This window comes from Streptomyces sp. NPDC045022, from assembly GCF_056432605.1.
In genome coordinates, this window is the sequence record NZ_JBWKIR010000018.1 from 17,039 (window position 1) to 40,491 (window position 23,453).

Sequence of the window (23,453 nt, forward strand, 5' to 3'; positions counted from 1 at the left end):
GGCTGCGCCTCACGGGCCCCGACCCCACGCGGGCCCCCGACTTCCCTTGGAGGGAACGAAACGTGAGGATCAAGCGCACCACTCCCCGCAGCGGCACCGCCAGACGGACCCGGCTGATCGCCGTGGCGACCGGCTTCCTGGCCGCAGCGGCGTTCGCCGCCCCCACCGCGAACGCCGACGGCACCCACACGTTCAGCGCCACCCAGCTCACCAAGGCGAGCGACTCCGTCCTCAAGGCCGACATCGCCGGCACGGCCTGGGCGGTGGACAGCAAGACCGGCCGTGTCGTCGTCACCGTGGACAGCACCGTCTCCCCGGCCGAGATCGCCAAGATCAAGAAGCAGGCCGGCGCCGGCGCGGACGCGCTCACCATCAAGCACACCCCCGGCAAGTTCAACAAGCTGATCACCGGTGGCGACGCCATCTACGGCGGCTCCTACCGCTGCTCGCTCGGCTTCAACGTGCACAGCGGCAGCACGTACTACTTCCTCACCGCCGGCCACTGCGGCGAGGTCGCCTCCACCTGGTACAGCAACTCCAGCCACTCCACCGTGCTGGGCACGAACGTCGGCTACAGCTTCCCGGGCAACGACTTCGCACTGGTGCGCTACACCAACTCCTCCATCGCGCACCCGAGCGCGGTGGGCAGTCAGACCATCAGCAGCGCGGCCACCCCGTCCGTGGGCACGACCGTCTACCGGCGCGGTTCGACCACCGGCACCCACAGCGGCCGGGTCACCGCGCTCAACGCCACGGTCAACTACGGCGGCGGTGACGTCGTCTCCGGCCTGATCCAGACCACGGTCTGCGCCGAGGGCGGCGACAGCGGCGGTCCGCTCTACGCGGGCAGCGTGGCCTACGGCCTGACCTCGGGCGGCAGTGGCGACTGCAGCTCCGGCGGGACGACCTTCTTCCAGCCGGTGACCGAGGCGCTGAGCTACTACGGGGTCACGCTTCCCTGACGGGTCCGCTCCCGGCTCCGCCGAGCCCCCGCACGCCACGTCGCGTGCGGGGGCTTTTGGCCGGCCGGAGAGGCCGGGCGCCACACGTTTGCGCAGGTGGGACGCGGCCGAAGGGTTGTCGTACACATGTTCGAGAATGGAGGTATGGTGGGGTGAGGAAGTTGGGAACTGATGTTCGAGAGCCGTTCGGGACTCACGAGTGCGGGAGGTGCGTGTGCCGGGCTTCGCGCATCTGCACACCGTCTCCGGGTTCTCCCTGAGGTACGGGGCCTCCCACCCGGAGCGGCTGGCCGAGCGCGCCTCGGAGCGGGGCATGGACGCCCTCGCCCTCACCGACCGCGACACCCTCGCCGGTACGGTCCGCTTCGCCAAGGCCTGCGCCAAGGTGGGCGTCCGCCCGCTGTTCGGGGTGGACCTGGCGGTGGAGACGGCGCAGGCCGTACGGCGGGAGAGGCGCCGTACCCCGGTGCGGGGTGGCGCCTTCGTCGACGAGTCGGCTCCCCGGGTGACCTTCCTCGCCCGGGACGGTGCGCGGGGGTGGGCCGGCCTGTGCCGGATCGTCACGGCCGCGCACGCGGGTGAGGGCACACCGCTGCTGCCCTGGTCCGGCCACCACGGTGATGGCCTGCTCGTGCTGCTCGGCCCCGGCTCCGACGTGGGCCGCGCGCTCGCCGCGGGTCGCCCCGACCGGGCCGCGACGCTGCTCGGCCCGTGGCGCGAGGTCTACGGCGACGCCCTGCGGCTGGAGGCCGTCTGGCACGGCCGTACGGGTACGGGGGCCGGTTCCCTGCGGCTCGCCGCCCGTACCGTCGGCTTCGCCGCCGAACACGGGGTGCGGCCCGTGCTGAGCAACGCCGTCCGGTACGCCGATCCCGGTCAGGGACCGGTCGCCGACGTGCTGGACGCCGCGCGGCGCCTGGTCCCGATCGACCCGCGCGGGGAGCTGGACTCCGGTGAGGCCTGGCTGAAGGACGCGCAGACCATGCTCCAGGTCGCCGAGCGGGTGGTGGAGGCGGCCGGCTACCGGCGCGACACCGCCCACCGGCTGCTGGAGCAGACCCGGGCCACCGCCGCCGAGTGCCGGGTCGACCCCGAGGACGACCTCGGCATCGGCACCGTCCACTTCCCCGAGCCGCATCTTGTCGGCGCCGGCCGGCGCACCGCCCAGCGGGCACTCGCCTCACGGGCGGCGGCGGGGATGGTGCGGCTCGGCTACGGCGGCAGGCGCGCGTACTGGGAGCGGATGCACCACGAGCTGGACATCATCGCCCACCACGGCTTCGCCTCGTACTTCCTGACGGTCGCTCAGGTGGTGGACGACGTACGGGAGATGGGGATCCGGGTGGCCGCGCGTGGTTCCGGTGCCGGATCGCTCGTCAACCACCTTCTCGGTATCGCGCATGCCGATCCGGTCGAGCACGGGCTGCTGATGGAGCGCTTCCTGTCCAAGGAGCGTGTGGTGCTGCCCGATATCGACATCGACGTGGAGTCCGCGCGCCGGCTCGAGGTGTACCGGGCGATCATCGGCCGGTTCGGCGGGGAACGGGTCGCCACCGTCTCGATGCCGGAGACCTACCGGGTCCGGCACGCGATCCGGGACGTGGGCGCCGCCCTGTCCATGGACCCGGCCGAGATCGACCGGGTCGCCAAGTCCTTTCCGCACATCCGGGCGCGGGACGCCCGCGCGGCGCTGGCGGAGCTGCCCGAGCTGAAGCGACTGGCGGGGGAGAAGGCGCGGTTCGGCGGGTTGTGGGAGCTGGTCGAGGCGCTCGACGCCCTGCCGCGCGGAGTCGCCATGCATCCGTGCGGGGTGCTGCTCTCCGACGTCTCCCTGCTCGCCCGTACGCCGGTGGTGCCGACCAGCGGGGAGGGGCTGCCGATGTCGCAGTTCGACAAGGAGGACGTGGAGGATCTCGGACTGCTCAAGCTGGACGTGCTGGGCGTGCGGATGCAGTCGGCGATGGCGCACGCGGTCGCCGAGGTGGAGCGGGTGGCGGGGGAGCGGATCGAGCTGGACGCGGTGCCGCCGGGTGATCCGGCGACGTACGGGCTCATCCGGTCCACCGAGACCCTGGGCTGCTTCCAGATCGAGTCGCCGGGCCAGCGGGACCTGGTGGGACGCCTGCAGCCGGCCGGCTTCCACGACCTGGTCGTCGACATCTCCCTCTTCCGGCCCGGGCCGGTCGCCGCCGACATGGTGCGGCCGTTCATCGAGGCGCGGCACGGGCGGGCGCCGGTGCGCTATCCGCACCCGGACCTGGAGGAGCCGCTGAAGGGGACGTACGGGGTCGTCGTCTTCCACGAGCAGGTCATCGACATCGTCGCCATCATGACCGGCTGCGGTCGCGGCGAGGCCGACCGGGTCCGGCGCGGGCTGTCCGATCCGGAGTCGCAGGCGCGGATCAAGGTGTGGTTCGCACAGCACGCGGCGGCCAGGGGCTACACCGCGGAGACGATCCAGCGGACCTGGGAGATCGTCGAGGCCTTCGGGTCGTACGGCTTCTGCAAGGCGCATGCGGTCGCCTTCGCGGTGCCGACGTACCAGTCGGCATGGCTGAAGGCCCATCACCCCGCCGCCTTCTACGCCGGGCTGCTCACCCACGACCCCGGGATGTACCCGAAACGGCTGCTGCTGGCGGACGCGCGGCGGCGCGGGGTGCCGATCCTGCCGTTGGACGTCAATGTCTCGGGAGTCGCACACAGGATCGAACTGGTGTCTGAATCGCCTGTGGTGTGGGGGTTGCGGCTCGCCCTCTCCGACGTGCACGGCATCAACGAGGCGGAGGCGAAGCGGATCGAGGACGGCCAGCCGTACTCCTCCCTGCTGGACTTCTGGGAGCGGGCCCGGCCGAGCCGGCCGCTCGCCGGGCGGCTCGCGCAGGTGGGCGCGCTGGACGCCTTCGGCGCCAACCGCCGGGATCTGCAACTGCACCTGACCGAGCTGCACCGGGGTGCCCGGGGCGGCGGCGGTGGCCAACTCCCGCTGGCGGGAGGCCGGAAGACGGCACCGGCCGGTCTGCCGGACCTGTCGCCGGCGGAACGGCTCAGTGCCGAGCTGGGCGTGCTGTCCATGGACGCCTCGCGCAATCTGATGGACGACCACCGGGAGTTCCTGAAGGAGCTGGGCGTGGTCTCGGCGCGTCGGCTGCGCGAGGCCCGGCACGGCGAGACCGTGCTGGTCGCGGGTGCCAAGGCGGCCACCCAGACCCCGCCGATCCGGTCCGGCAAGCGGGTCATCTTCTCCACGCTCGACGACGGCACGGGCCTGGTCGACCTCGCCTTCTTCGACGACTCCCACGACACCTGCGCGCACACCGTCTTCCACTCCTGGCTGCTGCTGGTGCGCGGGGTGGTGCAGCGGCGCGGCCCGCGCAGCCTGAGCGTGGTGGGCTCCGCCGCCTGGAACCTCGCCGACCTGGTGGACGTGCGCCGCGAGGAGGGACTCGACGGGGTCGCGGCCCGGCTGGCCGAACCGTCCGGCACGGCCGGGGACGGATCCGCGGCGGGGGACGACGGCGGTCCGTCCCGGGCCCGGCTCGCCGGGTCCGACGGGCTGCCCCCGCCGGCCGGCTCCGCGGCCCGCGACCCGATGGAGAGCCGGACGATCCGCATGCCCACGGGGTACGAGATGCATCCCTGGGCGGATCTGCGCCCCGCGGGCGAGGGGCCCGCGGTGGGAAGGAAGTTGTGGCACCAGAGTCCGGGGAGTGCGGGATGACCATCCTCTGCGTACGTTTCCAGCTGCCGCCGATGTACGAGACGGCCCTGCCGGGGCTGCTCAACCTGCTGGAGGAGTTCACGCCGGTCGTCGAGGCGCTGCCACCCGACGCGGCGCTGGCCGATCTCCGGGGCGCCGAACGGTACTTCGGGCGCACCGCCGTGGAGCTGGCCTCGGTGATCCGGGTCCGGGCCCTCGCCCGGTACGGCGTCGACTGTGTGATCGGCGCCGGTCCGGGCCCGATGCTGGCCCGGGTGGCGCTGCGCGACGCCCGGCCCGGGGTGACCCGCGCGGTGCCCGGGGATCCGGACGGCATCGCGGAGTTCCTCGCGGAGCGGCCGGTGTCCGCGCTGCCGGGCGTCGGCACGGCGACCACCCGCACGCTGTGCGAGTACGGCCTGGACACCCTGGGCCTGGTCGCCGCCGCGCCGCTGTCCACGCTCCAGCGGCTGATCGGTGCGAAGGCGGGCCGGGAGCTGCGCGAGAAGGCGAGCGGTGTCGACCGGGGCCGGGTCGTCCCGAACGCCGTCTCACGTTCGCTGGTCACCGAACGATCCTTCGAGATCGACCAGTTGGACCCGGACCGGCACCGCGGTGCGCTGCTGTCGGCCGCCGAGGAGATCGGCGCCCGGCTGCGCGCGGTGGAGAAGGTCTGCCGCACCCTGACCCTCACCGTGCGCTACGCCGACCGCTCCTCGACCACCCGCAGCCGCACCCTGAAGGAGCCGACCGCCCACTCGGCGGCCCTGGCCAGGGCGGCCTACGGCATGTACGAGGCGCTCGGGCTGCAGCGCGCCCGGGTCCGCGCGCTCGCCCTGCGCGCCGAGGGTCTGACCCCCGCCGGTCAGGCCTCCTACCAGCTCACCTTCGACCCCGTGGACGAGAAGGCCCGCCGCATCGAGGAGGTCGCGGACCGCGCGCGGGCGAAGTTCGGGCCACGGGCGGTGATGCCGGGGGCCCTGGCGGCGTGACCCAGGCCCGTCGTACGTCAGTTGGCCCACGGCGGAGTGATGCGCGTGCCGTCGGCGAGTCGTGCCTCCAGGCCGACGGAGGTGGTGACCCGGGAGATCGCGGTGTGGCCGGTGGGATTGGATCTCGTGGGTGACGGCTGCCGAGGAGCGGACGACGCGCACCCGGGCGGCGGAGGAGTCGGCGGCCGACGTGGTGGGGCGATGGACCGAACTGCTGGGCGAGGGTGAAGTGCGCGTGTTGCGGGACCGTTTGGCGCGGATCGCCCCCTATGGTCCGATCACGCCTGCTTGGTGACGATCCGTCAACGTTCCGGTGATGCGCTGGTTATCACTGGAAGTTTTTACTGACGCGTAACTTCACACTTGCACTACTCGCCCGTAACTTGACGAGTGAACAGCATCCTCGTGATCCGGATCACAGGGTAAGGCCGTCGCACCTCCCTTGAGCCGCAAGGAGATCACCCGATGCTGCCCTGGAAGCGAGTGCTCAGACCCCTCGCCGCGCTGCTCCTGACCGCCGCCGTCGCCACTGTACCCGCCGCCACCGCCGAGGCGTCCAGTGCCCCGAGCAGTGGCTGGAACGACTTCTCCTGCAAGCCCTCCGCCGCCCATCCCCGCCCTGTCGTCCTGGTCCACGGCACCCTGGGCAACTCCGTCGACAACTGGCTGTCCCTCGCCCCCTATCTCAAGGACCGCGGGTACTGCGTCTACTCCCTCGACTACGGCCAGCTCACCGGCGTTCCGCTCTTTCACGGCCTCGGTCCCATCGACAAGTCGGCCGGGCAGCTGTCCGCCTACGTCGACACGGTGCTCGCCGCCACCGGAGCCGCCAAGGCCGACCTGGTCGGACACTCCCAGGGCGGCATGATGCCCCGCTACTACCTGAAGTTCCTCGGCGGAGCGGACAAGGTGAACGCCCTCGTCGGCATCGCCCCCGACAACCACGGCACCGACCTGGACGGCCTCACCCACCTGCTGCCGTACTTCCCCGGCGCCGAGGCCCTGATCAAGGCCTCCACCCCCGGCCTCGCCGACCAGATCACCGGCTCCGCGTTCCTCACCAAGCTGAACGCGGGCGGCGACACCGTCCCCGGAGTGCACTACACCGTCCTCGCCACCAAGTTCGACGAGGTGGCTACCCCCTGGCGCAGCCAGTACCTGAGCGGCTCGGACGTCCGCAACGTCCTGCTGCAGGACCTGTGCCGGCTCGACCTCTCCGAACACGTGGCGATCGGCCTGTTCGACCGGATCGCCTTCCACGAGGTGGCCAACGCGCTCGACCCGGCCCACGCCACCGCCACCACCTGCGCGTCGGCCTTCAGCTGACCGCCGCCGGGGCCTGTCCGGCCTGAGCCGCCGGACAGGCCCCGGAACCCTCACCGGCGGTGGCCGCCGGCCGTCGCGCGCCGGCGCACCGACAGGAACAGCGCCGCGGAACCGAGGGCCAGCGCCGCCGCACCACCGACCGCGAGGTACGAGGTGCCGGCGGACGCGCCGGTCTCGGCGAGGTTCTCCGAGGTCCCGGCGGCCTTCGGCCGGTTCGCCGGGGCGGCGGGTTCCGCCGAGGTGCTCGCGTCGTCGTCGCCGTGACCGTGGTGCTCGATCGTCGACTTGTCGGCACCGGCCGCGATCTGCTCGTCGGACGGCGCGGAGGCGGCCGGTGCCGGGGTGGTTCCGCTGGTCACGGTGTTCCCGGTGCTGCCGGTGCTCTCCGCCTTGCCGCTGCCGCTGCCGCTGCCGCTGCCGCTGCCGCTGCCGCTGCCGCTGCCGCTGCTGTGGCTGTCGCCGCCGAAGTCCACGTCCGAGCAGGAGTAGAACGCCTCCGGGCTGTCCGAGCGCTGCCAGATCGCGTACAGCAACTGCCGCCCGGACCGCTCGGGAAGCGAGCCGGAGAAGGTGTAGAAGCCACCCGAGGGGACCGGGTCGGTGACCGTCGCCACCGGGTGCTCCAGATCCAGGTCGGACCAGGCCAGCGGCTTCGCCGGGTCATAACCGGACGTGGTGACATAGACCTTGAACGTGCCCTTGTGCGGGGCGGTCACCCGGTACTTGAAGGTGTACGACCCGTTGCGCACGGTCGTCGCCGGCCAGTCGGCGCGGGCCAGGTCGAGGCCCTTGAACTCCTCGTTGCCGGCGCTGCACAGCTTGCCGTCCGGGATCAGCCGCTGATGCCGTCCGTTCGCGTCACCGATCCGGATGCCGTTCCAGTCGTAGAGCGCCTGTGTGCCGCCGGCGGCCACGGCCGCCTTGCACGCGGCCGAGCCGGGGCTCTCCGGTCCCTCCGCGTAGCACTGCGAGACACGGCTGACCGGGTCGCCCATCGAGCCGTGCGCGGACGCGGGCGCGGTGGCGAGCGCGGTCAGGGCGAGTGGCGTCAGGCCGAGGACGGCGGCGGCCTTGCGGCGGGCGCGAGCGGGCATGCGGAACTCCTCCGAACGGTCCGCGGGGTGGACTGGATCCCGTGGGTTGATCAGAAGCTAGCCCCGGGAAACCGGGAAATCGCCTGCTGGAGACGGGGGGAGGAGATCCTTATGGTGCCGTTAAGGGGGTGCTCAGGCTGCGCTCAGGTAGATAGCGTGCGCGGCATGACCGACAAGGACCCTGAGTGCGTCCGGGCGGCCGTCGCCGCAGACGTACCGGCTGTACGGGCGGTGACGGACGAGGCCTACCGCCCCTACATCGAGCGCATCGGCGTGGTGCCACAGCCCATGGAGGCGGACCACGCGGCGAACGTGGCCGCCGGCAGGGTGTTCGTCACCGGAGACCCGGTTCTCGGGCTGGTGGTGATCGAGGCGTTCGCCGACCACCTCTTCCTGGACAGCATCGCCGTCCACCCCGACGCCCACGGCACGGGCGTCGGGCGGCGACTGCTGCACTTCGTCGAGGCACGCGCGCGTGAGCTGGGCCTCGGCGAGATCAGGCTCTACACGAACGCGATGATGTGGGAGAACCAGAAGATCTATCCGAAGTACGGGTACGAGGTCGTGGAACGCAGGACCGACGGCCCCTACGACCGGATCCACTACCGAAAACGGCTGGACTGACGGGTCGCGACGGCGTCAGCCCTCGGGCCACCAGGTGCGTGCGATGTCCTTGCGCACCTCCGGACGCCCCGAGGGGCGCTCCTCCGCCTCTTCGCGGAGCCGGCGGGTGTCCGTCCTCTTCAGGGGCTTCTGCACGGTCGTGCGGCGCATAGGTGCCTCCTTCAGCGCCTATCGAGTTCCGTGTTGTCACGGAGATAGACGCTTTTGGGGAGACTTCCTCATCGCTGCCGGGCTGTCAGTGGTGGCTGTCACGTCCGCGCTGTCAGTGGCGTGTGTCACTGTCTGGGCATGACGAGCGAAAGTGAGCGTGTGGTCGCGGTCGCCCCGTCCGTGCACTGGGATGCACGGGCCGCCACCTTCGACGACGAGCCGGACCACGGCCTGCGTGCTCCCGAGGTCCGCGCGGCCTGGGCGGCCAGGCTCCGGACCTGGCTGCCGGAGCGCCCCGCCGATCTCCTCGACCTGGGCTGCGGCACCGGCAGCCTGTCGCTCCTCGCGGCGGAACAGGGACACCGGGTGACGGGCGTGGACCTCTCCCCGGCGATGGTCGAGCGCGCCCGCGCCAAGCTCGCCGGGCGCGACGCGGTGGTGCTGTGCGGGGACGCCGCGGCCCCGCCGGTGGGGGAGCGGCGCTTCGACGTGGTCCTCGTACGGCATGTGCTGTGGGCGCTGCCGGATCCCGCCGGAGCGCTGCGGCACTGGTGGGACCTGCTGCGCCCCGGAGGCCGTTTCGTTCTGGTCGAGGGCGTCTGGGGCGCGCACCCCGCCGGCATACCCGTCGGCCGGCTCACCGCCCTGCTGGAGCCGCACACGGCGGACATGCGCGTGGAGCGACTGTCCGGCGACCCGCTGCTGTGGGGGAAGGACGTGGACGACGAGCGGTACGCGGTGGTCGCGACCGTGTGAATCCGGGCCGGGGCGGTGCGTGACCGCGCCGTCCGGTCCCGCACCGCCCGAGCGCGTCAGGTCAGCAACCCCTCGAAGCCGCCCTCGCGGGCCAGCGACTCCAGTTCGTCCAGGGCGGCCACGGCCGCGGACGCGGCTTGCGGATCCGTCTGCGCCAGCCCGCTCTCGGCGAACTCGTCCTCGTCCAGGCGCCGTACGTCCGAGCCGTCGGCGGAGCGCCACAGGTCCAGGTCGAGGTCCTCCACGACCAGCTCCGTCCCGGAGACGACCGCGGGGCGGGTGATGTCGCAGTACCAGCCCTTGACGGAACCGTCCGCGGCGCGGACCTCCTTCACCGAGTACCAGCGGTCGCGCCAGTAGTACTCGGTGAACACATCACCCGGTTCGAAGCGCACGAAGCCGAAGTCGCGGACGCCGGAGCCCGCCCAGGGAGCCCGGACGGTGACCCGGGTGCCGTCGTCCCGGAGCAGTTCGGCCGGGTAACGGATCTTCGTACGGCCCGCCTTGACCAGGACGACCTCCCACCGGACAAGCGGTTCAGCCGAGTTCGCGGACATAACGCACCTCCGTGGCGCAGATCTCGTATCCGAGCCATGTGTTGATCGCGATCATGGGGTCATTGCCGGTGTCGTTGCCCGTGAAGACCTCGGTGACACCGGCCGCGCGGGCCCGGTGCAGCCCGTGGACCTTGACGAGCTTGGCCAGGCCGCGGCCGCGGTGGGCACGGGCGGTACCGGTCATCGCGGTGGCGTAGCGGGTGCCGCCGTCGGTGTAGGCCACGGTGAAGGCGGCGGGGCGGCCGTCGACGCAGGCCACCGTGGTCAGCTCCCGGTTCAGCAGCGGGTGCCGCCAGGTCTGATCGATCCACGCGTCGTAGTCGGTGAACTCGGTGGAGACATCGCCCGGTTCGTCCAGCACCGTCTCCGCGTCCAGCTCGAACAGGGGCCGGGGGTCGTCCGCGAAGCCCGCGGCGGTGCGCAGCTCGACGCCCGGCGGGACCTCCGGGAGCGGGGGCAGGGTGCCGTTCATCAGGTCGAGACGGAGGAAGTGGCCGGAGCGGCCCTGTGCGTATCCGCGCCGCTCGGCGAAGGCACGGTTGGCGGGCTCGTCGAGCGCCCACGCGAACAACTTCGTCGCGCCCTGCGCGGCCAGGTACTCCTCGGCGGCCTCCACCAGGAGCCGGCCGGCACCGCGCCGAGTCCGGTCCGGGCGGACATAGACGTTCAGGCAGCCCTGCCCCGGATCGGGGCTGTCATGGGCGAGATGGACCTGGGCCGTGCCGATCACCTCGCCGTCCTCCTCCGCGACGAGCGGACGGTAGCGGGCGTCGGGGTGCGTACGGGTGACCGTGTGACGGACCGATTCCGCGGTGAACAGGATGTACGGCAGAGCGAGGCGGCGGACCCGGGCGAAACCCTCGGCGTCGGCCGGGACGTCAGGGCGGAGGGCACGCACGATCACTGTCATGTGGAGGCACCGTACGTGGCGGGACACCCGGGGTGCCTCTCATTTTCCGGCAGGTGCGGGACAATCGGGTCGTGAGCCTGAAGATCCGCATCGATGACAGCGCGCCCCCGTACGAGCAGGTGCGGGCGCAGATTTCCGAGCAGGCGCGGTCCGGGGCGCTGCCTGTGGGCTACCGGCTGCCGACCGTACGGGGGCTGGCCGAGTCCCTGGGGCTCGCGGTGAACACGGTGGCCAAGGCGTACCGGGCGCTGGAGAGCGACGGGGTGATCGAGACGCGGGGGCGCAACGGCACCTTCGTGGCTGCCGCCGGCTCGGCCGCGGAGCGTGAGGCGTCGTCGGCCGCGCAGGCGTACGCCGAGCGGGTGCGGCGGCTCGGGCTGGGGGAGCCGGAGGCGCTGGCCGCGGTGCGGGAAGCCCTGCGGGCGGCCTACGGGGAGCAGGGGATGTCCGGTTCCGGGCCGCGGTGAGTCCGCACCGCCCGTCCGGCACCGCGCGCCCGCGCCGCCGTGGCCGAGCGCTGTCGCGGCGGCAGGACGGCTACGGAAGTTCGGCGGGCTCCGGCGTATGCGTCACCGTCAGGCCGGCCCGCCCCGCCGCCCTCGCGAACACCACCGCGTCCCGCACCGCCGCGCCCCCGGGGTCGTTGTTGAAGTACGCGTACACGTCCTCTCCCTCCGGCCACGTCGTCGCGATGCGGTCGACCCAGGTCTCCAGGGAACGGCGGCCGTAGCGCGGCCAGGGCTGGGCGCGGCCCTGGTGGAAGCGGACGTAGCCCCAGCCGGCGGTGCGCCACAGCGGGGTGACCGGGCGGGCCAGGACGTCCGCCCAGCACAGGGCCGCGCCCCGCGACTCCAGGACCTGCCGTACCTCCGGCGTCCACCAGGAGTCGTGGCGTGGCTCGACCGCGACCCTCGTACCGGACGGGAAGCGGGCCAGGCAGGTGTCCAGCAGGGCCGCGTCGGCGCGCAGGGTGGGCGGGAGCTGGAGCAGGACCGGGCCCAGCCGGTCGCCGAGGCCCGCCGCGTGGGTCATCAGGCGGTGGACCGGTTCCGCGGGTTCCTTCAGGCGCTTGATGTGGGTGAGGTAGCGGCTGGCCTTGACCGCGACCACGAAGTCCGGCGGGACCCGCTCGCGCCAGGCTTCGAAGTTCTCCCGTGAGGGCAGCCGGTAGAACGCGTTGTTCAGCTCCACGGTCGCGAAGAGCCGTGTGTACTCCTCCAGCCACAACCGTGCCGGGACCCCGGCCGGGTAGACGAGGTCCCGCCAGTCCTTGTACTGCCACCCCGAGGTGCCCACGAACAAGGTCATAGCACCATCAAAGCACTACAGATACAGGCCCGCGTCCGCCCCGTCCCGGGCGCCCGGCACCGACGTCGGTGTCGTGCCCCGGCGCAGCGCGTACAGCTCGGCCAGCGTCGCCCCGTCCCGGCCGACGCCCTCCTCGGTGCCGAGCCAGTTCACCGCCTCCTGGCGAGTCAGCTGGCCCACCTCGATGCGGGCCAGGCAGCGGCCGGGGCGGACCACGGCCGGATGCAGACGCTCCAGGTCCTCGTTGGTGGTGACGCCCACCAGGACGTTGCGGCCCTGGCCCAGCAGGCCGTCGGTGAGGTTCAGCAGCCGGGACAGGGCCTGGCCCGCCGTGTGCCGGGCCTCACCGCGGATCAGCTCGTCACAGTCCTCCAGCAGCAGCAGCCGCCAGCGGCCCTTGCCGGCGCCGTCGTCCTCGCCGATCGCGATGTCCATCAGATAGCCGACGTCGGAGAAGAGGCGCTCCGGGTCGAGCACGCAGTCGACCTGGCACCAGTCCCGCCAGGAGCGCGCCAGGGTGCGCAGTGCCGAGGTCTTGCCGGTGCCGGGCGGTCCGTGCAGGAGGAGCAGCCGGCCCGCGATGTCCTCGGGGGTCGTCTTCATCAGGCGGTCCATCGCGTCCGCCACCGGCGCGGTGTAGTTGGCGCGGATCTCGTCCCAGGTGCCGGCGGAGATCTGGCGGGTGGTGCGGTGCGGGCCGCGCCTCGGCGAGACGTACCAGAAGCCCATCGTCACGTTCTCGGGCTGCGGTTCGGGCTCGTCGGCCGCGCCGTCCGTGGCCAGGTCGAGCACCCGCTTCGCCAGCTCGGCGGTGGTCGCGGTGACCGTGACGTCCGCGCCCCGGTTCCAGCGGGAGACCAGCAGGGTCCAGCCCTCACCCTCGGCGAGGGTGGCGCTGCGGTCGTCGTCGCGGGCGACCCGCAGCACGTGCGCGCCGTCCGGCAGCAGGGTCGCGCCGGAGCGCACGCGGTCGATGTTCACGGCGTGCGAGTACGGCTGCTCGCCCATTGCGAAGCGGCCGAGGAACAGCGCGTCGACGACGTCGGACGGCGAGTCGGAGTCGTCGACGTGGAGCCGGATCGGCAGTGCGTCGTGCGGGTTCGCAGGCATGCCGCCATGATCCGGCACGCAGGCGCTCCGCGCACGGCATTTCCGCCGCTTGTTCCGGGTGTTCCAAGACTGCTCCGGGTGTTCCCAAGACCCGTCCGCTGTCGGGCTTCCCCCATTACTGTTGTCCTCGATGGGACGTCATGGGTGGGATGTACGGACTCGGCGGTGGCGGCACACCGCCCTGCTCGCTGTGGGTGCGGCCGCGCTGGCCCTGCTGGTGACCCTGTTCAGCACGCTGTCCGGCGGCCCCGGGACCGCCGGCACCACACGCGACGGCGACAAGGTGCACGGCACCCCCGCGACCCCCGCCACCACACCCCAGCCGTACGTCGGCTGGGGCTTCACGCACACCCAGTACAGCGCCGACCAGGGCACGACGGCCGCCACCCGGCGGGTGGAGCAACTGCTCGCACGAAGCGGCGGGCTGCCGCAGAACCAGCACATCATGGGCTGGGGCGCCGACAACCCCGAACCGGTCGAGGGCCACTACGACTTCGGCGCGCTGGACCGCCGCATCGACTTCGTCCGCGCCTCCGGCGGCACCCCCGTGATCACACTGTGCTGCTCCCCGGACTGGATGAAGGGCGGCAAGGCCGGGGCGGGCTCCACGGACTGGAGCCGGGCCGCCCTGGAAACCGCCCCCACCCCCGGCCACTACCAGGACTTCGCCGACCTCGCCGCGACCGTCGCCCGGCGCTACCCGGACGTGAAGCACTTCATCGTCTGGAACGAGTTCAAGGGATTCTGGAACGACACCGAGTCCCGCTGGGACTACGAGGGCTACACCAGGATGTACAACCTCGTGTACGAGGCGCTCAAGAAGGTCGGCAAGGACATCATGGTCGGCGGCCCCTACCTGGTGATGGACAGCGTCGACCCGCGCGACCCCGACGCCTCCACCACGCTCAAGGGCCCCTGGGGCGCCATGGACCGGCGGGTGCTGGACGCCTTCGCGTACTGGAACACGCACAAGGCGGGCGCCGATTTCGCCGTGGTCGACGGGTCCAGCTACACCCGCGACGACGACCTGCTGCCAGACGAGTTCGCGGCCACCGGCAAACTCACCGCGGTCGGCGAGTGGGTGCGGCGGCAGACCCACGACCTGCCCCTGTGGTGGGCCGAGTACTACGTGGAGCCCGGCGACGGAAACGACGACCGCAAGGGCTGGTCGGAACCGCACCGCGTCGCCGTCCAGGCCACCGGGATGATCGCCATGGCGAAGGGCGGCGCCGACTCCGGCTTCTACTGGAACCCGGAGGAGAAGACGGGCGCGTGCGCCGGCTGCCTGTGGACGCCGACCGACAGCGCCGCCGGCGGCCGGGAGCTGCCCCTGTACGACCTGGTCTCCAGGTTCGCGAAGGCGTTCCCGCCGGGGACGAGGTACGCCTCCGTGTCCGTCGCCGCGGACGACAAGCCCAACGTCCGCGTGCTGGCCACCGGCAGGGCCGCCCTGGTGGTCAACACCCTCGACCGGACGATCAGCGCCCAGGTCGACGGCAAGCGGTTCGACATGCGCCCCTACGAGGTGAAGTGGCTCGACCGCTGAGCCACCCCGTCACCCGTCACTTCATCGTCAGGAACCGCTGCACCAGCGAGGCCAGCACCACCGCGAGCAACGGCAGCGCGAACCAGAAACCGCCCTGCAGCAACCGCAGTTGCCGCACGCTCGGCCGGACCGCGACCCGCACCGCCTCACGGGCGGCCAGCAGCAGGATCAGGGCGACGGCGGCCAGCGCGCCGACCACCGACCACGGGGTCCACGTCACCTGCGGCCCGATCGGCCCCGGATCCGGCTTCGGCACCGGCCCGGCCGGCTGCTCGCGCAGCGCGTACACCGTGACGTCGTCGTTGACCAGGACCTTCGTCAGCTGTTGCCGGTTGTCCAGATTCTCGACCAGCCGGGACTTCCAGGCCGCGGCGTAGCCCGCGTCCAGCTCCAGATAGGTCGCCTGACTCTGATTGATCATCAGATACGAGTTCGGGCCGGCGTCCTTGAGCGCCTTGACCAGGCCCGACACCAGCACCGGGTCGGCCGGTGCCAGGGTCGGCACATAGTTGACCCGCTCCATGTCCCGCGCGCCCCACGGCATCGCCGGGGTCACGTCGTTGACCGGGTCCTGGCTCAGCCACAGCAGCCGTACGGTCGGCTTGTCGTGGGCGTACACCCAGTCCATGGCCGCGACCTCACCGGGCCGGATCCGCTCGAACGGCTCGTTGCCCCAGCGGGCCACCAGGAAGCCGCCCATCAGCAGCAGCCCGGCGAGCAGCGCGGCCACCGGGGCGAGACGCACTCGTTCCCCGGCGCGTTCCCCCGCGGTGACACCGGTGCGCGGGAAGAGGGCGAGACCGCCGAGCAGGGCGGCGCCCGGCACGGCGAACATGAAGACGCGCAGCGCCATCTCACCGCCGTACGACTGCATGCCGAAGCCCAGGAACGGCACGAAGGTGAGGATCAACAGGGACCGCTCGCGGTACCTGTGGAAGCGGCGCCGCAACCAGCCCCAGCAGGCCAGCCCCAGCACCGAGCCGGCCAGCAGCACCCGGGTGTACAGCACCAGCTTGTGCGTCGGACTCCCGCCCTGGATACGGCCGGAGACGGAGGTCGAGACATTGCTGCCGACCCCGCCGACCCCGCCGAACAGGTCGTCGAAGTGCCCGGACCAGTACGGCTCGGCCATGAAGCCGACCCAGACGGCGACCAGCACCGCGAACAGCAGCGGCAGGCCGCGAAGTTCGGAGCGGCCGCACAGCACCAGGGCGGCCAGCACGCCGAGCATCACGAACGGGGTGAGCTGGTGCGCCGGGACGCTCGCCGCGTACAGGCCGATCAACACCAGGAGGAGCACGGTGCGTTGACGCCGGCCGACCGGTTCTACCTCGGTCTCGCCCGGCCGGTACCTGCTCCAGATGACGCGTGGCGGACGGAACCAGACCAGCAGGATCGCCACGAAGACCAGGTACAGCAGATAGGTGAAGCCCTGCGGGGAGAAATAATCCTGGCCGACCCAGCTGCTCAGCACGAAGATCCAGATGCCGGTCCACTTCGCCCGCCAGCTCGCCCGCAGCGACCTGGTGATCAGGAACATCGGCGCCAGGTAGGCCAGTTGGACGGCGGTCGGCCACCAGCGGATGATCTCCGTGTAGTCGGTGACCCCGCACGCCCTGCCCACGAACGCGGCCACGGCGAAGAAGCCCGGCCAGCTCCAGCGGGCGTCCAGGTCCGGCACGGCGGAGCCGGTGCGGTCGATGTAGTCGATGAAGCCGAGGTGCTGCCATGCCGTGGGGAACCGCGGCACGCTCTCGATCAGCGCGGGCAGCGCGTGCAGGGACACCACGGTCGCCAGCAGCGTGACCAGCAGCAACGCGCGGTGCTCGCGGCGCAGCCGGAGCAGCGAGGCGAAGACCGTGATCAGCAGCGCGGCCCCGAGCAGAGTGGGCAGCGGCAGTACCGAGATCAGACCGAGGCCGCCCATCCGGTCCAGGTCGTCCTCGCCGAGCCGGAGCGCGGGCACCCAGTACAGCAGCAGTGCGGTGATCAGCAGACAGCCCAGGACGACACCCGGGCGGGTGGGCACCAGCCGCTCCCGCAGTGACAGGGTGGCCGGCGGCTCCCCGGGCTCGAGGTCCTCGGTGACGGCCTCGTCCGGTGCGAACTCGGGTACGGGCTCCGGTACGCCGGCTTCGGAGGCGGTCTTGGCGAAGCGGGCCCGGACTTCCGCGAAGGGTGCGTCGATCCGGTCGAAGGCTGCGCCGCGTTCCCCTTCCGTGAACGGCGTGTCGCCCTTCGCCGTCTCCGCTTCCTCCAGCAGCTCGGCCTCCGCCGGGCCCAGCGAGGCCTCGACGCCGGGCTCTCTTCCCCAGTCCCGGCCTCGCTCCACGGGCAGCCCCGCCGGGGGTGCGGGCACCGGTGTGCCGGCGGGCGGTGTGCCGGGGCCCGGGCGGACGTCCGGCCGCCGCTCCACGTGGTCGAAGTCCACGTGGATGCCGAGGGCCAGGGTGTCGGCGTCCAGCGCCCAGGCCGGGCTGTGCCCCCGCGCCGTGGAGGTGGCCGGGACCTCGGGCGCCCCCAGGTCGGCGAGGTCACCGTCCGGTGCCGCCGTCTCGGGTACGGCGGGTGCGGAGCGTACCGTCTTCCACAGTTTCGGCGCGGCGATCGCCACGATCACCGCGAGGCTGGAGACCTCGGCGACACCCGCGCCGGTCAGCCCCATCCGGGGCAGGAGCAGCAGGGTCAGGCCCAGCACCAGCGCACACAACAGGCCCTGCATCCAGGCGAGTCCGGCGGTACGGCTCTGCGCGCGCAGCACCGCGAAACGGGTCTCCATCACCACGCGCAGCATCCCGCCGACCGCGAACCAGCGCAGCAGCGGGGTGGCCGCGTCCGCGTAGCCGTCGCCGAAGACGCCGAGGATCCAGGGCGCGCCGAGGAACAGCAGGGCCGCGATCGGCAGCATGATCCGGGCCATCCGCTTGAGCGCGGCCCGGGTGTTGGCGGCCAGTCGTGCCGGGTCGTGCGAGCCCTCGACCGTGAGGGACGCGCCCATGTTGATGGCGAGCAGGTTGATCGTGCCGCCGATGGTGGTGGTGATGTAGAAGTAGGCGTTCTCCTCGGAGCTGACCTGCGAGGCGATGATCACCGGGACGAGGTAGACCACGGCGAGGGAGAACAGGGAGCCGGTGTAGTCCCCGGCCAGGAACCTGCCGATCTCCTTGAGCGCCGGCGGCTTCGCGCGGTCCTCGGTCGCCTTGACGTGCCGGGGCACCAGCCGGCGGAACACCAGCCAGCCGAGCGGCACCACAGAGGTGGCGATCGCGGCCACCCAGGACACGAAGAGACCGGAGGTCGGGACGGCGACGGCGAACGCGACGAGCAGGGCCAGCTTCACCGCGGAGAACACGGTGTTGCCGACCGGCACCCAGGGCGCGCTGCGCAGTCCGGTCAGCACGCCGTCCTGCAGGGTGAGCACGTTCCAGGCGGCGACGGCCGCGATGAAGCCGAGCCCGTTGAACGTGCCGTGCAGGAACCGGTACGACGGCCCCCATGCGTCCAGCGTCAGCAGGAAGACGCCGGCGGCCAGCGCCACGATCAGCGAACTGCCCGCGTACGTCCGGAGGACGAGTCGGCCGGTGCGGTGCCCGGACACCGGGATGAAACGGGCCAGGGCACCGGTCAGTGTCACCGCGGTGAGTCCGGCGAGCAGCTTCATCGCGGCGATGGCGGCCGAGCCCTGGCCGACCGCCGACTCGGAGTAGTAGCGTGCCGCGGCCAGCCAGAAGCCGAGCCCGAGGACGGCGGAGATGCCGGTGTTCAGCATCAGCGCATAGGCGTTGCGGAACAGCGGGCTGCCGCCGGCCGACCGGCCGGTCCCGGGCAGCCGCAGACGGCGCCGGATCTTCACCGGCGCCTCGGCGCCGGGCGTCTCGGCCTTGGTTGTGGTGGTCGTGTCAGACACGGGAACGGATGGCCTTCCGGCGGACCTGGCGGACTCTGCGGACGAGGGCGTACGCCTTGGTGAGGGCACGGTCCCTGGCGAATTCGCGGGCGATGGCGCGGCCTTCGAGGAGCCGCTCGAACTCCTCGACGCCTGTGCCGCGGCGGACCGTGACGCGCCGCAGCGCGTACGGCCCCTGGCGGCGGCGGGCCAGACCGTTGCCGACGGCGAGTGCCTGGGCGTACCCGGTCGCGCGCACCGCCTGGCGCACCCGGCGGCTGGAGTAGCCGTACGGGTAGGCGAACGACACCGGCTGGGCGCCGAGTTCGTCCTCGACGATCCGCGTGCAGCGGGTCAGCTCCGTGCGCAGCTCGCCGTCGCCGAGCTGGTCGAGCTGCGGGTGGGTGTGGCTGTGCCCGCCGATCTCGACACCGGCGGCGGCCAGTTCGCGCACCTGCCGCCAGTCGAGCATGGTGTCGAGGCCGCCCCCGGTGTCGTACGCGCCCCTGATCCAGCCGGTGGAGACGAACAGGGTGGCCGGGAACCCGTGCTTGGCGAGCACGGGCAGGGCGTGCCGGTGCACGCCCTCGTAGCCGTCGTCGAAGGTGATCAGCACCGGCCGGGCGGGCAGCGGGCGGCCGGAGCGCCAGCGGGCCGCGAGATCGGCGGTGGTGACGGGGACCAGGCCCAGGTCGCCGATGAGCGCCAGCTGTTCCGCGAACGCCTCGGGTGCGACCGACAGGGCACGGGTCGCGTCGTTGGGAGCGGTCGCGACGGAGTGGTACATGAGGATGGGCACGGGCGGGTCACTCATGTGGGCCTCCCTGGAGGGGCGCCACGGAGAACGTGGTCGTTCCCCGCCGCGCCCGCACGCCGCCCACCACGTATCCGGCCGCCGCCGTGAGCACCCCCGCGACGATCGCGCCCGCGCGTCCCGCCCCGCCCGGCCGGCCGAGCAGGGTGTCCCGCAGGCCCCGGGCGATCCCGGCCGGCAACACCCGGGTGGCGTACCGGCGTTCGGACTCCAGGCCCTTGTCGGCGCCGACACTCCGGGCGACCAGGGCCTTGGAGAGGCCCTCGGCGTAGGCGCGGGTGCGGAAGTAGGCGAAGTGCTCGCGGGGCCCGGGCACCCGGTGGTGGATCACCGCGCGGTCGTCGATGAGCAGGACGGCGTCGGGCCGGGCCCGGGTGAGGCGGATGCACAGCTCCGTCTCCTCGCAGCCGAGCGGGCGGCGGTCGCCGTCGCGGCCGATGCCGGTGGCGAAGCCGCCCGCCGACTCGAACGCCGTTCGCCGGAAGGAGGCGTTCCCGCCCAGGACGTTGCGGACCCGGACCCGGCCCGGCGGCACGCCCTTGTAGGTGCAGCCCACCACCCAGTCGAACTCCTCGGGGAACCACACGGGCCGCCGGCCGGACGCCCAGACCGGCACCGTCCGGCCGCCGACCGCCAGCACGCGCGGGTCGGCGTACCCCTCGGCGAAGCGGCGCAGCCAGTCCCGCTCGGCCACGGCGTCGTCGTCCAGGAAGGCGATCACCTCGCCGTGGGAGGCGGCGATGCCGGTGTTGCGCCCTGCCGACAGCCCGCGCGGGCCCGCGTTCGGCAGGACCCGGACGCACTCGGTCTCCTTGAACTCGCGGACCAGCCGGTCCTTCAGGGCCGGGTTGTGGTCCACGACCAGGAGTGTCTCCAGCGCCGGATACGACTGCGCGCGCACCGAGGAGACCGCCGCGAGAATGTCCTCCCAGCGGTCCTCGGTGTAGACGCAGATCACGACGGAGATGCCGGGATCTCTCAAGACACCTCTCCCCGACCGGTGTGCCGCAGCGGCGAGTGGTGCGCGCGCCGGCGCAGGTCACGCCGGTTGGAGCGCTCCTCGAGGATCACCTTCAGCACCCGCAGCCCGTCCCGGACGGCCCGCAGATTGCTCGTGCCGTGGATGCGCAGGTACTCGTGGCTCGGGATCTCCTGCACCTTCAGCCCCGCCTTGACCACTCTTATGTTCATCAGCGTCTCGACCTCGAAACCGGTGCAGTCGAGGTCGATCTTGTCCAGGCAGTGCCGCCAGAACGCGTTGTACCCGTAGCAGAGGTCGGTGTAGCGGGCGCCGAACTTGCGGTTCACGACGGTGCACAGCGCCCAGTTGCCGAGCTTGCGGATGAAGGTCATGTCGTCCGTGCCACCGCCGTTGGCGAAGCGGGAACCCTTGGCGAAGTCGGCGCCGGAGACCAGCGCGGACACGTACGACACGATCTCGCTGCCGTCGGCCGAGCCGTCCGCGTCGACCATCACGATGATGTCACCGCTGCAGGCCTCGAACCCGGCGATCAGGGCATCCCCCTTGCCCTTGCCGCACTGTTCGACGACCTTGACGTCCGTCCACAGGGAACGGGCCACTTCGACGGTGTCGTCCGTGGAATTGCCGTCCACGAGTACGACTTCGTGGATCCAGTCGGGAAGTGTCTTGAAGACGTAGGGCAGATTCTCCGCCTCGTTCATGGCGGGGATCACCACGCTCACCGGCGGAGTGATCGCCAGGTGAGAGGAGATGGGCCGGTAATGCCCGGCGAGCAACGGATCGTGACCCGAACTCGGTGGGCGCAGAACGGAACTCATGAGTCTTTTCCCTCTCGTCCGGTGGACCGCCCGCCCCTGGGCGGCTCTGCTGTGTGTCCGGTTCGAAAGGGGGGCTCTCATCTTCGGCACGGGTGAATTGATCTCCGTGCCCGCAGACGAGCTGGCAAAGCTGGCCGGCCGGCCGGAGAAAACGGCAGCCGGTCGCGCGGCACGGCTCGGTCACCCGTTGCGGTCACCGAGCACGGCACCCCCCTACCGCGCCCCGCACCGGAAACGCCGCGGCCCTGAGCCCTCCCCTGAAGCCGTGGTTCGACGTGCCGACGCGGGTGAGATGTATGACGGTATTGACGATTGAAGCCGAAAGGCAAGACCTGGAAGGCTGCCTCACGTTTTTCGTTGGTTTGACCGATACGCCACTTTGGCCCAAGCCGTTCAGTTTTGTGGGCGTTTTCCGGAAATTCGGCCCCGGATCAGCATCAGAAGCAGAACAGCCAGACTCAGCACGGTCACCGCGGCCACCCCGCCGCGAACCGACCAGCGGTGCACGGCCAGCATGCCCTGCGCAACCAGCATGTCCACGACCACCGCGCCCGCAAGGGCGCCAAGTGCCCGGCCGAAGAGATCCAGCCCACGCAGGGCCGTGGCGATCGCCACGGCCGGTGCCAGGACCAGGAACAGCAGCGCGCACGGGCCGCGCAGTGGAGATGCGGAGTCGATGAGCGCGAGCAGTGCGCCGACCGCTCCGACAGCGGTCGCGGCGCCCGCGAGCAGCGGCGACAGGTTCCTCCCCGGACCTGGCCGCCCACCCTCGGCGTCCGCTGCGGCACCGCCTGATGAAGGTGACTTGATACCTGAGGTCTGCATTGGCGACTTTGCCCCCCGACGCGCCGGATGCCGGGCTTCAATGTGGCGCAGACCGGGGCAGGCGTCAAGACGACGATGCCTCTTCAAACACCCGTTCACCCCACGCCCGTCGCCCTGAGGCTGACGGCCCGTCAGTGAACGGCGCAGGGTCTGTGCAATAGATGAGCAGTGAACGTTTCGCGTTGTTCCTGTTGAGATCGCAAAAGTCTTGGCATGGACACTTCCGGTCAACACGCGTAGTTGCTACGACAGTTACGGCAGAGATCCTGCTAAAGGGAGGTTCCATGAGACGTTCCCGACTTACCGGATTCGTGACCTCGCTCCTCCTCGCCGCCGGCCTCGGTCTCACCGGGGCGGCCTCGGCGCAGGCGTCACCGACGGCCGCGACCGGTGGCTATGTGGCTCTCGGTGACTCCTACTCCTCCGGAGTGGGCTCCGGCAGCTACCTCAGCTCCAGCGGCAGCTGTGACCGCAGCACGAAGGCCTACCCGTACCTGTGGAACGCCGCCCACAGCCCGTCCTCGTTCGCCTTCACCGCCTGTTCGGGCGCCAAGACGGACGACGTGCTCGCCAACCAGCTCGGCCCGCTGAACTCCTCCACCTCACTGGTGTCCATCACCATCGGCGGCAACGACGCCGGGTTCGCCGACGTCATGACGACCTGTGTGATCCAGTCCGACAGCGCCTGCCTCTCCAAGATCAACACGGCGCGGGCGTACGTCGGCAACACGCTCCCCGGCAAGCTGGACACCGTCTACAACACGATCAGCGCCAAAGCCCCGTCCGCCCGGGTGGTCGTCATCGGCTACCCCCGCTTCTACCTGCTCGGCCAGAGCTGCCTCGGTCTGTCCGAGACCAAGCGGTCCGCGATCAACGACGCGTCCGACTACCTCAACGCCACGATCAGGACCCGCGCCGGCGCGCACAACTTCGTCTTCGGCGACGTCCGCAGCACGTTCTCCGGCCACGAGATCTGCTCCAGTAACTCCTGGCTGCACAGCGTCAACTGGCTCGACATCGGCGAGTCCTACCACCCCACCGCGGCAGGCCAGTCCGGCGGCTACCTGCCGGTGCTCACGAACGCGGCCTGACCCCG

General features: G+C 71.6%; 21 protein-coding genes and 1 pseudogene. 10 read left to right on the forward strand and 12 right to left on the reverse strand.

Going from position 1 to position 23,453, the window contains the following annotated elements:
* Positions 1 to 62 precede the first annotated feature (62 nt).
* The 3 genes from AC07C1_RS27665 to AC07C1_RS27675 all read left to right on the forward strand — a co-directional run bounded on the left by AC07C1_RS27665 (position 63) and on the right by AC07C1_RS27675 (position 5,651).
* Entirely contained in the window at positions 63 to 962 is a 900-nt protein-coding gene (locus AC07C1_RS27665; protein ID WP_478943252.1) for a S1 family peptidase, read from the forward strand.
* A gap of 214 nt (positions 963 to 1,176) precedes the next feature.
* Positions 1,177 to 4,680, forward strand: a complete 3,504-nt coding sequence (locus tag AC07C1_RS27670; RefSeq protein ID WP_478943479.1) for a DNA polymerase III subunit alpha — start codon at positions 1,177 to 1,179, stop codon at positions 4,678 to 4,680.
* A complete protein-coding gene (locus AC07C1_RS27675) occupies positions 4,677 to 5,651 on the forward strand; it encodes a DNA polymerase Y family protein (RefSeq protein WP_478943254.1) in 975 nt (324 codons plus the stop codon). The genes AC07C1_RS27670 and AC07C1_RS27675 overlap by 4 nt, the downstream gene beginning before the upstream one ends.
* A gap of 17 nt (positions 5,652 to 5,668) precedes the next feature.
* Here the strand turns inward: AC07C1_RS27675 and AC07C1_RS27680 are convergent.
* Positions 5,669 to 5,770 (reverse strand): annotated as a pseudogene (locus AC07C1_RS27680) (cupin domain-containing protein); the annotation flags it as partial.
* Between the two features lie 11 nt (positions 5,771 to 5,781).
* Here AC07C1_RS27680 and AC07C1_RS27685 point away from each other — a divergent pair.
* Complete coding sequence (locus AC07C1_RS27685) at positions 5,782 to 5,946, forward strand: hypothetical protein (protein WP_478943256.1); 165 nt, start codon at positions 5,782 to 5,784, stop codon at positions 5,944 to 5,946.
* Positions 5,947 to 6,116: 170 nt separating this feature from the next.
* A complete protein-coding gene (locus tag AC07C1_RS27690; RefSeq protein WP_478943258.1) occupies positions 6,117 to 6,977 on the forward strand; it encodes an esterase/lipase family protein in 861 nt (286 codons plus the stop codon).
* Positions 6,978 to 7,027: 50 nt separating this feature from the next.
* Here AC07C1_RS27690 and AC07C1_RS27695 read toward each other — a convergent pair whose 3' ends face one another.
* Positions 7,028 to 8,071 carry a lytic polysaccharide monooxygenase auxiliary activity family 9 protein gene (locus AC07C1_RS27695; protein ID WP_478943260.1) on the reverse strand — a complete coding sequence of 348 codons (1,044 nt, stop codon included), beginning with the start codon at positions 8,069 to 8,071 and terminating at the stop codon, positions 7,028 to 7,030.
* Between the two features lie 165 nt (positions 8,072 to 8,236).
* Here AC07C1_RS27695 and AC07C1_RS27700 point away from each other — a divergent pair, with 165 nt between their 5' ends.
* A complete protein-coding gene (locus tag AC07C1_RS27700) occupies positions 8,237 to 8,695 on the forward strand; it encodes a GNAT family N-acetyltransferase (protein ID WP_478943262.1) in 459 nt (152 codons plus the stop codon).
* Positions 8,696 to 8,710: 15 nt separating this feature from the next.
* Here AC07C1_RS27700 and AC07C1_RS27705 read toward each other — a convergent pair whose 3' ends face one another.
* Complete coding sequence (locus tag AC07C1_RS27705; RefSeq protein ID WP_478943264.1) at positions 8,711 to 8,845, reverse strand: hypothetical protein; 135 nt, start codon at positions 8,843 to 8,845, stop codon at positions 8,711 to 8,713.
* 138 nt (positions 8,846 to 8,983) lie between these two features.
* Here AC07C1_RS27705 and AC07C1_RS27710 point away from each other — a divergent pair, with 138 nt between their 5' ends.
* Complete coding sequence (locus tag AC07C1_RS27710) at positions 8,984 to 9,601, forward strand: class I SAM-dependent methyltransferase (protein ID WP_478943265.1); 618 nt, start codon at positions 8,984 to 8,986, stop codon at positions 9,599 to 9,601.
* A 56-nt stretch (positions 9,602 to 9,657) separates the two neighbouring features.
* Here AC07C1_RS27710 and AC07C1_RS27715 read toward each other — a convergent pair whose 3' ends face one another.
* Positions 9,658 to 10,158 (reverse strand): ribonuclease FAU-1 family protein, encoded by a 501-nt coding sequence (locus tag AC07C1_RS27715; protein WP_478943267.1) that lies wholly within the window; start codon positions 10,156 to 10,158, stop codon positions 9,658 to 9,660.
* On the reverse strand, positions 10,139 to 11,068 hold the full coding sequence (locus tag AC07C1_RS27720) for an N-acetyltransferase family protein (protein ID WP_478943269.1): 930 nt from the start codon (positions 11,066 to 11,068) through the stop codon (positions 10,139 to 10,141). The genes AC07C1_RS27715 and AC07C1_RS27720 overlap by 20 nt, the downstream gene beginning before the upstream one ends.
* A gap of 71 nt (positions 11,069 to 11,139) precedes the next feature.
* On the opposite strand from AC07C1_RS27720, the gene AC07C1_RS27725 reads away from it, so the two are divergent.
* Complete coding sequence (locus tag AC07C1_RS27725; RefSeq protein ID WP_478943271.1) at positions 11,140 to 11,535, forward strand: GntR family transcriptional regulator; 396 nt, start codon at positions 11,140 to 11,142, stop codon at positions 11,533 to 11,535.
* Positions 11,536 to 11,605: 70 nt separating this feature from the next.
* Here AC07C1_RS27725 and AC07C1_RS27730 read toward each other — a convergent pair whose 3' ends face one another.
* Both AC07C1_RS27730 and AC07C1_RS27735 read right to left on the reverse strand, forming a co-directional pair.
* Entirely contained in the window at positions 11,606 to 12,376 is a 771-nt protein-coding gene (locus AC07C1_RS27730) for a DUF72 domain-containing protein (RefSeq protein WP_478943273.1), read from the reverse strand.
* 15 nt (positions 12,377 to 12,391) lie between these two features.
* The gene (locus AC07C1_RS27735; protein ID WP_478943274.1) at positions 12,392 to 13,486 is read right to left on the reverse strand and encodes a DUF5925 domain-containing protein; all 1,095 of its coding nucleotides are present in this window, start codon (positions 13,484 to 13,486) and stop codon (positions 12,392 to 12,394) included.
* Between the two features lie 130 nt (positions 13,487 to 13,616).
* Between AC07C1_RS27735 and AC07C1_RS27740 the strand changes: the two genes are divergently transcribed.
* Positions 13,617 to 15,032, forward strand: coding sequence for a GH39 family glycosyl hydrolase (locus AC07C1_RS27740; RefSeq protein ID WP_478943276.1), 1,416 nt, complete (start codon positions 13,617 to 13,619; stop codon positions 15,030 to 15,032).
* 16 nt (positions 15,033 to 15,048) lie between these two features.
* On the opposite strand, the gene AC07C1_RS27745 is transcribed toward AC07C1_RS27740, so the two are convergent.
* From AC07C1_RS27745 to AC07C1_RS27765, 5 genes are all read right to left on the reverse strand, one after another.
* Entirely contained in the window at positions 15,049 to 18,939 is a 3,891-nt protein-coding gene (locus tag AC07C1_RS27745) for a lipopolysaccharide biosynthesis protein (RefSeq protein ID WP_478943278.1), read from the reverse strand.
* Positions 18,932 to 19,732 carry a polysaccharide deacetylase family protein gene (locus AC07C1_RS27750; RefSeq protein ID WP_478943280.1) on the reverse strand — a complete coding sequence of 267 codons (801 nt, stop codon included), beginning with the start codon at positions 19,730 to 19,732 and terminating at the stop codon, positions 18,932 to 18,934. The genes AC07C1_RS27745 and AC07C1_RS27750 overlap by 8 nt, the downstream gene beginning before the upstream one ends.
* The gene (locus AC07C1_RS27755) at positions 19,725 to 20,714 is read right to left on the reverse strand and encodes a glycosyltransferase family 2 protein (RefSeq protein ID WP_478943282.1); all 990 of its coding nucleotides are present in this window, start codon (positions 20,712 to 20,714) and stop codon (positions 19,725 to 19,727) included. Before AC07C1_RS27755 ends, AC07C1_RS27750 begins: the two co-directional genes overlap by 8 nt.
* Entirely contained in the window at positions 20,711 to 21,532 is an 822-nt protein-coding gene (locus AC07C1_RS27760; RefSeq protein WP_478943284.1) for a glycosyltransferase family 2 protein, read from the reverse strand. Before AC07C1_RS27760 ends, AC07C1_RS27755 begins: the two co-directional genes overlap by 4 nt.
* 393 nt (positions 21,533 to 21,925) lie before the next feature.
* On the reverse strand, positions 21,926 to 22,444 hold the full coding sequence (locus AC07C1_RS27765; protein ID WP_478943285.1) for a hypothetical protein: 519 nt from the start codon (positions 22,442 to 22,444) through the stop codon (positions 21,926 to 21,928).
* A 197-nt stretch (positions 22,445 to 22,641) separates the two neighbouring features.
* On the opposite strand from AC07C1_RS27765, the gene AC07C1_RS27770 reads away from it, so the two are divergent.
* Positions 22,642 to 23,448 (forward strand): SGNH/GDSL hydrolase family protein, encoded by an 807-nt coding sequence (locus tag AC07C1_RS27770; RefSeq protein ID WP_478943287.1) that lies wholly within the window; start codon positions 22,642 to 22,644, stop codon positions 23,446 to 23,448.
* The last annotated feature ends 5 nt before the right edge of the window (positions 23,449 to 23,453 follow it).

Coding starts and splice junctions, on each gene's coding strand:
- AC07C1_RS27675 (WP_478943254.1), top strand. CDS start 4,677: ATGACCATCCTCTGCGTACGTTTCCAGCTGCCGCCGATGTACGAGACG.
- AC07C1_RS27690 (WP_478943258.1), top strand. CDS start 6,117: ATGCTGCCCTGGAAGCGAGTGCTCAGACCCCTCGCCGCGCTGCTCCTG.
- AC07C1_RS27695 (WP_478943260.1), bottom strand. CDS start 8,071: ATGCCCGCTCGCGCCCGCCGCAAGGCCGCCGCCGTCCTCGGCCTGACG.
- AC07C1_RS27700 (WP_478943262.1), top strand. CDS start 8,237: ATGACCGACAAGGACCCTGAGTGCGTCCGGGCGGCCGTCGCCGCAGAC.
- AC07C1_RS27705 (WP_478943264.1), bottom strand. CDS start 8,845: ATGCGCCGCACGACCGTGCAGAAGCCCCTGAAGAGGACGGACACCCGC.
- AC07C1_RS27710 (WP_478943265.1), top strand. CDS start 8,984: ATGACGAGCGAAAGTGAGCGTGTGGTCGCGGTCGCCCCGTCCGTGCAC.
- AC07C1_RS27715 (WP_478943267.1), bottom strand. CDS start 10,158: ATGTCCGCGAACTCGGCTGAACCGCTTGTCCGGTGGGAGGTCGTCCTG.
- AC07C1_RS27720 (WP_478943269.1), bottom strand. CDS start 11,068: ATGACAGTGATCGTGCGTGCCCTCCGCCCTGACGTCCCGGCCGACGCC.
- AC07C1_RS27730 (WP_478943273.1), bottom strand. CDS start 12,376: ATGACCTTGTTCGTGGGCACCTCGGGGTGGCAGTACAAGGACTGGCGG.
- AC07C1_RS27735 (WP_478943274.1), bottom strand. CDS start 13,486: ATGCCTGCGAACCCGCACGACGCACTGCCGATCCGGCTCCACGTCGAC.
- AC07C1_RS27740 (WP_478943276.1), top strand. CDS start 13,617: ATGGGACGTCATGGGTGGGATGTACGGACTCGGCGGTGGCGGCACACC.
- AC07C1_RS27750 (WP_478943280.1), bottom strand. CDS start 19,732: ATGAGTGACCCGCCCGTGCCCATCCTCATGTACCACTCCGTCGCGACC.
- AC07C1_RS27760 (WP_478943284.1), bottom strand. CDS start 21,532: ATGAGTTCCGTTCTGCGCCCACCGAGTTCGGGTCACGATCCGTTGCTC.
- AC07C1_RS27770 (WP_478943287.1), top strand. CDS start 22,642: ATGAGACGTTCCCGACTTACCGGATTCGTGACCTCGCTCCTCCTCGCC.